This window comes from Fictibacillus sp. 26RED30, assembly GCF_015903845.1.
In the GTDB taxonomy this organism is placed as follows: Bacteria; Bacillota; Bacilli; order Bacillales; family Fictibacillaceae; genus Fictibacillus; species Fictibacillus phosphorivorans.
Map to the genome: position 1 here is coordinate 639,098 of NZ_JACZDV010000002.1, position 9,168 is coordinate 648,265.

General features: G+C 41.3%; 7 protein-coding genes. All 7 read left to right on the forward strand.

The annotated features are described in order from the left end of the window. The first annotated feature begins 36 nt into the window (after positions 1-36). The 7 genes from dnaN to IHV11_RS15875 all read left to right on the forward strand — a co-directional run bounded on the left by dnaN (position 37) and on the right by IHV11_RS15875 (position 8,960). Positions 37-1,179, forward strand: a complete 1,143-nt coding sequence (gene dnaN / locus IHV11_RS15845) for a DNA polymerase III subunit beta (protein WP_066399565.1) — start codon at positions 37-39, stop codon at positions 1,177-1,179. A 225-nt stretch (positions 1,180-1,404) separates the two neighbouring features. Then, positions 1,405-1,620 (forward strand): S4 domain-containing protein YaaA, encoded by a 216-nt coding sequence (yaaA, locus tag IHV11_RS15850; protein ID WP_066399568.1) that lies wholly within the window; start codon positions 1,405-1,407, stop codon positions 1,618-1,620. An 11-nt stretch (positions 1,621-1,631) separates the two neighbouring features. Next, complete coding sequence (gene recF / locus IHV11_RS15855; protein WP_197195454.1) at positions 1,632-2,753, forward strand: DNA replication/repair protein RecF; 1,122 nt, start codon at positions 1,632-1,634, stop codon at positions 2,751-2,753. Positions 2,754-2,763: 10 nt separating this feature from the next. Continuing rightward, on the forward strand, positions 2,764-3,033 hold the full coding sequence (gene remB, locus IHV11_RS15860) for an extracellular matrix regulator RemB (RefSeq protein ID WP_066399572.1): 270 nt from the start codon (positions 2,764-2,766) through the stop codon (positions 3,031-3,033). Positions 3,034-3,065: 32 nt separating this feature from the next. After that, positions 3,066-5,012, forward strand: a complete 1,947-nt coding sequence (gene gyrB / locus IHV11_RS15865; RefSeq protein WP_197132725.1) for a DNA topoisomerase (ATP-hydrolyzing) subunit B — start codon at positions 3,066-3,068, stop codon at positions 5,010-5,012. A gap of 186 nt (positions 5,013-5,198) precedes the next feature. After that, a complete protein-coding gene (gene gyrA, locus IHV11_RS15870) occupies positions 5,199-7,751 on the forward strand; it encodes a DNA gyrase subunit A (protein ID WP_197132722.1) in 2,553 nt (850 codons plus the stop codon). Positions 7,752-7,841: 90 nt separating this feature from the next. Further along, complete coding sequence (locus IHV11_RS15875; protein WP_197132720.1) at positions 7,842-8,960, forward strand: HD-GYP domain-containing protein; 1,119 nt, start codon at positions 7,842-7,844, stop codon at positions 8,958-8,960. The last annotated feature ends 208 nt before the right edge of the window (positions 8,961-9,168 follow it).

Sequence of the window (9,168 nt, forward strand, 5' to 3'; positions counted from 1 at the left end):
TTAAAAGATTTTAATAAATATCAGGGGGGCAAAATAATGAAAGTTAAGATTCAGTTAAACCAGTTGATTGAAGCTGTTCAAGATGTAATGAAAGCTGTATCTTCTAGAACGACAATTCCAATTCTTACGGGAATCAAAATGGAAGTAACATATGACGGTGTTCATCTGACTGGTAGTGATTCTGATATTTCAATTGAACGACTGATACCGGTTGAAGAAGGGGATCTTGTACATATCGAAGTGAAGCAAGAAGGAAGTGTTGTACTTCCGGCTCGTTATTTTTCAGAGATCGTTAAAAAACTTCCGAATGATTCTGTTGAGATTGAAGTAGGTGAGCGATTTGAAACGACTCTTCGTTCAGGCGCTTCTGAATTTAGCCTTTTAGGATTAGATCCTGAAGAATACCCTAGATTACCGCAGATCGAAGAGAACTTAGTCTTTGAGATCCAAAGTGATTTGTTGAAAGCAATGATTCGCCAAACTGTCTTTGCGGTGTCCACCTCAGAAACACGCCCTATCCTAACAGGTGTTAACTGGACGTTAACTGACGGTGTTCTAAACTGTATTGCAACAGATAGTCATCGCTTGGCTGAACGAAAAATGCCGATCGATTCTCAAAGTGAAGAGCTTTCCTTCCAGAACGTCGTGATTCCTGGAAAGAGCTTGAACGAACTTTCAAAGATTCTTGATGAGAATGCTGAAAAGGTTCAAATCGTTGTAACGAACAATCAGATCTTGTTCAAAGCCAAGAACATTTTATTGTTCTCAAGATTATTAGACGGTAACTATCCGGATACTTCAAAACTGATTCCTTCAGAGAGCAAGACTACATTCGTGTTGAAGACGAAGGAATTTTTACAAGCGATCGACCGTGCTTCTTTATTAGCTAGAGAAGGAAGAAACAACGTCGTGAAACTAGCAACACTCGATAACCAAACAATCGAACTTTCTTCAAATTCTCCAGAAATCGGTAAAGTATTTGAACACATGATCGCAGAGGAGATTGAAGGAGAAGAACTAAAGATCTCATTCAATGCAAAATATGTGATGGAAGCTCTAAAAGTTATGGATTGCACAGAGATCAGCATCCTGTTTACAGGTGCGATGAGACCGTTTCTTATCCAACCCGTATCAGACGATTCGATCCGCCAATTAATCTTGCCTGTAAGAACGTACTAAAATATAAAGCTGCCGGAATCACCGGTGGCTTTCTTTTCTTTCTAAGTCCAACGTTTTTTGGAGAAACTAGTAAGAGCGAGATGATTTTCCCTAACAGATTGTGGATTTTATATTTTTAAATCTTTGTATATTTACATCATTGAGTCTGGAACGTAGATCAACCTTCCAAAAACACCATTGAGACAACTGAGACAACAAAGCAACAACCAGGAGGTTTTTTTTAAAATGGAAAACGTAAAGATCAACACAGAATTCATCACCCTTCAACAACTGTTGAAAACTACCGATGTCATCCAATCGGGAGGAATGGTAAAATGGTATTTAGCAGAACATGAAGTTCTTGTGAACGGAGAACATGAAACACGCCGAGGTAAGAAACTATATGCGGGTGATGTCGTGTCCATTCCAGAAGTAGGAGAGTTCAAGGTAACAACGGAATAGGGGGTATCCCTTTGCATATTGAAAAGCTTCAGCTTAGGAATTACAGAAACTATAAAGAACAATCTCTGGAATTCGAGAATAAGGTCAATGTTTTTCTAGGTGAGAATGCACAAGGAAAAACAAATGTTATGGAATCCATCTATGTTTTGGCCATGGCAAGATCATATCGAACAGCAAAAGATAAAGAGTTGATATCTTGGGACGAAGAATATGCTAAAATAGAGGGTAGCATCAAAAAGAGAAACAGTTCTTTTGATTTAAGTCTCGTCATCTCACAAAAAGGAAAAAAAGCGAAAATCAGCCGCATTGAACAACGACGGTTAACCGATTACGTTGGACATTTAAATGTGGTTATGTTTGCACCTGAGGATCTTAATCTTGTAAAAGGCAGTCCACAGGTGCGTCGTCGTTTTATTGACATGGAAATCGGACAGGTTAACGCGGTTTATTTAAATGACCTTTCTGTGTACCAAAAGATTTTATCTCAGCGAAATTCTTTATTAAGAGAGATGTATCGCAACAAAAGTCAGCAAAACATGACGATGCTCGAGATCTTAACCGAACAGCTTATCGATAAAGCAGCCAGAGTGACGTTGAAACGTCTGAAATACATGGAAAAGCTTCAAAGTTGGGCAGAACCGATCCACCACGGGATATCGAGAGGATTGGAAACTCTAAAAATTCATTACAAACCGACTATAGAGGTATGCGATGAGCTCGACTTGTCGAAAATGATAGAAGCGTTTCATCTGAAGTTTGGTAAAATAAAAGAAAAAGAGATTGACCGAGGAACTTCTTTATTTGGTCCTCATCGGGACGATCTGCTTTTTTCAGTGAACGGAAAAGACGTGCAGACATTCGGATCTCAAGGACAACAAAGAACGACTGCTCTTTCTTTAAAGCTCGCTGAAATTGATCTTATTCATTCAGAAGTCGGAGAATACCCGATACTATTGTTGGACGATGTGTTATCTGAACTAGACGATTTCAGACAATCGCATCTTTTAAATACGATTCAAGGTAAAGTACAAACCTTTGTTACAACGACTAGTGTGGAAGGGATACACCACGAAACACTTGAGAAAGCCGCAACTTACAAAGTTCACGCAGGCTCTATAGAACGTTTGAAATGAGGTGAGGACATTGCTTCTGCATTTAGGTGATGAAGAAGTTATTCATTCAAAAGATGTGCTGGCGATATTGGATATCAATGCGTTAAAGGCTTCTGAGTTAGCTTTAGAGTTTCTTAAAAAGCATGAGAACAATCAGACACTGACCGATTTAAGCGGAAATGCTGCAAAATCTGTAATCATTACAGATAAAACGATCTATCTATCTCCTCTTTCTGCCTCTACGTTAAAAAAGAGAGCCTCTGATCGCCTCGAACTTGAAAATGGCTGGAATATAAAATAAAGGTTTTATAAATAAAGCGTTTTTAAACCGGAATGAAGGTGAACGAATTGACGACTGAACAACAGTTAGAACAACAGCAAAATTATGATGAAAGTAATATCCAGGTACTTGAAGGTCTTGAAGCCGTCCGTAAACGTCCAGGGATGTATATCGGTGCTACGAACGTACGCGGTCTTCACCATCTTGTATGGGAAATCGTCGATAACTCGATCGATGAAGCCTTAGCGGGTCATTGTGATACGATTCGAATTACGATTGAAGAAGACAACAGCATCACGGTAGTAGATAACGGACGTGGTATCCCAGTAGGTATGCATGAAAAAATGGGAAGACCTGCTCTAGAAGTTATCATGACGGTTCTCCATGCCGGAGGAAAGTTTGGCGGTGGAGGTTATAAAGTATCAGGCGGACTGCATGGTGTTGGTGCCTCAGTTGTTAATGCCTTGTCTACGATGCTTGAAGTTACCGTATCTCGTGACGGGAAACTGCATTATCAATCTTATGAACGCGGCGTGCCGACTGCAGATCTTAAAGTTATCGGCGAAACTGACAAAACAGGTACTCGTACTCACTTCAAACCAGACCCTGAAATTTTTACTGAATCATTAGAATATGATTTCCCAACCCTTTCAAACCGTATTCGTGAACTGGCTTACTTAAACCGTGGTCTTCGTATCATTGCTGAAGACAAGCGTGGTGAAGAGCCAGTTGTAAAGGAATACCACTATGAAGGCGGGATTAAATCTTATGTAGAGCACATCAACCGTACGCGTGAAGTGCTGCATGAAGAACCGATCTTCGTTGAAGGGGAAAAGGACGGCATCTCGGTTGAGATCGCATTCCAATACAACGACAGCTACGCAAGCAACATCTATTCGTTCGCGAACAACATCAATACACATGAAGGCGGTACGCACGAGTCAGGGTTTAAGACAGCACTAACACGTGTGATCAATGATTATGGCCGCAAGAACAATCTGTTCAAAGACAATGATACGAACTTAACAGGTGAAGACGTTCGTGAAGGACTAACAGCGATCATCTCGATCAAACACCCTGATCCTCAGTTCGAAGGGCAAACGAAAACGAAGCTCGGAAATTCTGAAGCAAGACAGATTACAGAATCTATCTTCTCAGAGACGTTTTCATCTTTCATGCTCGAGAATCCGGTCGTTGCGAAATCAATCGTTGAAAAAGGGATGATGGCACTACGTGCGCGTGTTGCTGCTAAAAAAGCACGTGAACTAACACGACGTAAGAGTGCGTTAGAAGTATCGTCACTGCCTGGTAAACTGGCAGACTGTTCTTCTAAAGATGCAAGCATCTCTGAGATCTATGTGGTTGAGGGTGACTCTGCCGGTGGATCGGCAAAGCAAGGACGTGACCGTCATTTCCAAGCGATCTTGCCACTTCGCGGTAAGATTATCAATGTTGAAAAAGCACGACTAGATAAGATCCTTTCCAATAACGAGGTACGTGCGATCATCACGGCTTTAGGAACAGGAATCGGCGATGAGTTTGATATAACAAAAGCACGTTATCACAAGATCATCATCATGACAGATGCCGATGTCGATGGTGCACATATCCGTACGTTGCTTCTAACGTTCTTTTTCAGATATATGCGTCCGATTATTGAACACGGCTATATCTATATCGCACAGCCTCCGCTTTATAAGATACAGCAAGGTAAACGTATAGAGTATGCCTACAACGATAAAGAACTTGAAAAGTTGCTAGCTGAACTTCCGCAAGTACCTAAGCCGCAACTTCAGCGTTATAAAGGTCTAGGTGAGATGAACCCATCTCAGTTATGGGAAACGACAATGGACCCAGAGACACGTACATTGCTGCAAGTGGAAATGAAAGATGCGATGGCAGCTGATGAAACGTTCGATATCTTAATGGGTGACAAAGTTGAACCGCGCCGTGACTTTATCCAAGAAAATGCACAATATGTGACGAACTTAGATATATAAGTGAGGCACGCTTGCGGTAAGCAGTTACTTTAAAGTAAATAATCATATAAAATGCTTAGCGGTAAACATTGCAAAAGCTGAACATAAGAGATACTGAAGCTGGACAAGGTCCAGTTTCGGTGCGTTTAAGAGCCGAATTAGGGGGCTTTAAAAACCTGTTCTAAAGAGGTTATGGAGGTAAAATGAATGTCTGAAATGGAACGTTCCCGGATTAAAGAAATTAATATTAGTACGGAAATGAAAGCATCGTTCATGGATTATGCCATGAGTGTTATTGTCAGCCGAGCTTTGCCAGATGTGCGTGACGGATTAAAGCCTGTTCACAGACGTATCCTTTATGCGATGAACGATCTTGGCATGACGGCTGATAAAGCGTACAAAAAGTCTGCTCGTATCGTCGGTGAAGTAATCGGTAAGTACCACCCTCACGGTGACTCTGCTGTATACGACACGATGGTTCGTATGGCACAGGATTTCAACTTCCGCCACATGCTGATCGATGGTCACGGTAACTTTGGTTCAGTCGACGGCGATGCAGCGGCAGCGATGCGTTATACAGAAGCACGTATGTCTAAGATCGCCATGGAAATGGTACGAGACATCAACAAAGATACGATCGGCTACAAAGATAACTATGATGGATCTGAACAAGAACCGGTTGTCTTACCTGCTCGTTTTCCGAACTTGCTCGTTAACGGTGCTGCGGGGATCGCGGTTGGTATGGCGACGAACATTCCGCCGCATCAATTAGGTGAAGTCATCGATGGTATTTTAGCAGTAAGTGAAAATCCGGATATCACGATTCCTGAACTGATGGAAATTATTCCAGGCCCAGACTTTCCAACGGCAGGTGAAATCCTAGGGCGTGAAGGAATTCGCAAAGCTTACACAACTGGAAGAGGTTCTATCATTATCCGTGCAAAAGCTGAGATCGAAGAGATGCCTAGCGGAAAACAAGCGATTATCGTAACGGAACTTCCTTATCAAGTAAACAAAGCTCGTTTGATCGAAAAGATCGCTGAGCTCGTTCGTGATAAAAAGATCGAAGGGATCACGGATCTTCGTGATGAGTCTGACCGTAACGGTATGCGCATCGTGATGGAGATACGCCGTGATGCGAATGCTAATGTAATTTTAAATAATTTATATAAACAGACAGCACTACAGACAAGCTTTGGTATCAATATGCTTGCACTTGTTGATGGACATCCAAAAGTTCTTAACATCAAAGAATGTTTGTACCATTATCTGAAGCATCAGCAAGTCATCATCCGTCGCCGTACGGAATTTGATCTTAAAAAAGCAGAAGCAAGAGCTCATATCCTAGAAGGTCTTCGTATCGCACTGGATCATCTAGATGAAGTAATTGCACTTATCCGTGCTTCAAGAACAACGGACCTTGCACGTGAAGGCTTAATGGAGAAGTTTGAATTAAGCTACGAGCAGTCTCAAGCTATCTTAGATATGCGATTGCAGCGTTTGACAGGTTTAGAGCGAGATAAGATCGAGAACGAATACAATGATCTTGTTGCTTTAATCACGGAATTGAGAGCGATTCTTGCAGATGAACAAAGAATTCTTGAAATCATTCGTACAGAGCTTATCGAGATCAAAGAGAAGTACGACAACCCTAGACGTACGATCATCTCTGTAGGATTTAATAGTATTGAAGACGAAGATCTGATTCCTCGTTCAAATATCGTAATTACATTAACGAACAAAGGCTACATCAAGCGCCTTCCTATCTCTACTTACCGCTCACAGCGTCGTGGTGGTAAAGGGATCCAAGGAATGGGCACGAGTGAGGATGACTTTGTTGAACAGTTGTTTACGACAAATACGCACAACTACATCCTGTTCTTCACGAATAAAGGGAAGGCTTATAGGCTAAAAGGCTACGAGATTCCTGAATACGGCAGAACAGCAAAAGGAATTCCGATCATCAACTTGTTGCAGATCGAGCAAGGTGAAACGATCTCTGCTGTCATTCCTGTAGAAGACATGGAAAGTGATGAGATCTACCTTAACTTCATGACGAAGCAAGGAATCACGAAACGATCTCCGTTATCAGCTTATAGCAACATCCGTAAAGGTGGTCTTTTTGCGATCAACCTTCGTGAAGAAGATGAGCTGATGGGCGTTCGTTTAACAGATGGAACAAAAGATATCATCGTCGGAACGAAACAAGGGATGTCGATCCGTTATCAAGAGACAGATGTTCGATCAATGGGTAGAACAGCAACGGGTGTTAAAGCGATCACTCTTGGCGATGACGATGCTGTTGTAGGTATGGAAGTCTTAGATGAGACGCAAGATATCTTGATCGTTACAGATAGAGGTTACGGAAAACGTACACCTATGAGTGAATACCGTCTTCAGTCACGTGGTGGTAAAGGGATCAAAACGGTAAACATCACTGAAAAGAACGGTCCGGTTGTTACGCTTAAAACTGTAACGGACGAGGAAGACCTTATGATCATTACAGCAAAAGGAATCATCATTCGAATGAACATCTCAGGCATCTCCCAAATGGGACGAAACACTCAAGGTGTTAGATTGATGACTATGAATGATACGAATCACGTAGCAACAGTAGCTGTTGTAGAACGTGAAGAAGAAACCGATGAGTTGCTGGATGAAGAAGGTAACCCAATCATTACAGAAGGCGAAGAAGGTATAGCGCCTGCTGAAGAAACAACAGCTCCAGAAACAGATACAAACGAAGAGAATAACGAATAATTTCTAAAAAGAGGAAAATGTATCTACATTTTCCTCTTTTTTATATGTAAAATAAAATTATGACCTTCCAAATAAAAGGAGCTTTTTTGTATGAAGATAAAAACGAGTCAAGCTAAGGCCGGGCAGATGCTGGTTCAGGATGTCTTCTCGATGACTAATCAGCCGATCGTCAATAAAAACACGAGATTGAATGTTGAGCATCTGCGCGTACTTACTCGTTTTCAAATTGAAGAGATAGATGTGTTGAATGAGTCAACTTTCGGTGTGAACACAACACGTGGAGTAAAAGATTCACTGAATCATAGAAGTGATGCGACGATATCTGAAGAACAAATACATACCCAAGTACCTCAAAAAGAAGAGCTTTCTTTTCCAGCGCTATACATGCAAACGGTAAAACGTTATAAGCAATTGTTTACAAACTGGCAATCTGGCAGTGGGGTTGATATGCTCGAAGTACGTCAGAGTGTTCTTCCTGTATTAGAGAAAGGATCGAGTGTACCGAAAGAGATCCTCTTGCTACACCACTACGCTACGAGTGCTGATTATATGTACCACCATTCAATAGCAGTAGGCATTCTTAGCACGTTCCTGGCTAAAAAGTTAAACTTCTCTAGCGGAGATTGCATACAGATCGGCCTAGCAGGCGTGTTGTCCGATTGCGGCATGGCAAAAGTTCAGCCTACGTTATTAAAAAAGAGCGGGTCATTAACGACAGCTGAATTTGATGAAGTGAAGAAACACACGATTCAAGGCTACAACATGCTGAAAAAGATTCCCTCTATTAAAGAAGGTGTTCTTCTCGGTGTCCTTCAACATCACGAACGAACAGATGGGTCAGGCTATCCTTTAAAAGTACAAGGAAACAAGCTTCATCCATTTAGTAAAGTTCTAGCAGTTGCTGATGTTTACTTAGCCATGACTGCCGAACGACCATATCGAAGCAAGCAATCTCCTTTTAAAGTGCTTGAGATGATGATGAAAGATCAGTTTGGGAAATTTGATCATCAAGTTATGCAAGCTATGATAGCGGGTCTTTCCACCTTATCAGTGGGCAGCCGTGTTAGACTTACAAACTATGATATCGGTGAGATCGTCTTTATAGAAGAAAGCCAACCGACACGACCAATGATCAAGTTAGAAACAAACGGTGATATCATCGCACTTAAAAACCGCAACGATCTCTTTATAGAAGAGCTTTTATCTTAGAATAGAAGCTTTTTTAATTTAGGTATTGCCATGGGTTGGTAACCGTGATAAACTAATCAAGCTGTCTTAGAAACAGCACAATATAAACTGTTAGCACGATGAAATGTTTCACAATGAAATGTTTTTAAAAAAAGTTAAAGAAAGCTATTGACTCTAGTGCTTCAGCGTGATATATTATTAAAGTCGCCAAAACAAAACGGCGCACACG

Bases quoted from the DNA above. Each gene is read 5' to 3' on its own strand.
- dnaN (WP_066399565.1), top strand. From the start codon at position 37: ATGAAAGTTAAGATTCAGTTAAACCAGTTGATTGAAGCTGTTCAAGAT.
- yaaA (WP_066399568.1), top strand. From the start codon at position 1,405: ATGGAAAACGTAAAGATCAACACAGAATTCATCACCCTTCAACAACTG.
- gyrB (WP_197132725.1), top strand. From the start codon at position 3,066: ATGAAGGTGAACGAATTGACGACTGAACAACAGTTAGAACAACAGCAA.
- gyrA (WP_197132722.1), top strand. From the start codon at position 5,199: ATGTCTGAAATGGAACGTTCCCGGATTAAAGAAATTAATATTAGTACG.
- IHV11_RS15875 (WP_197132720.1), top strand. From the start codon at position 7,842: ATGAAGATAAAAACGAGTCAAGCTAAGGCCGGGCAGATGCTGGTTCAG.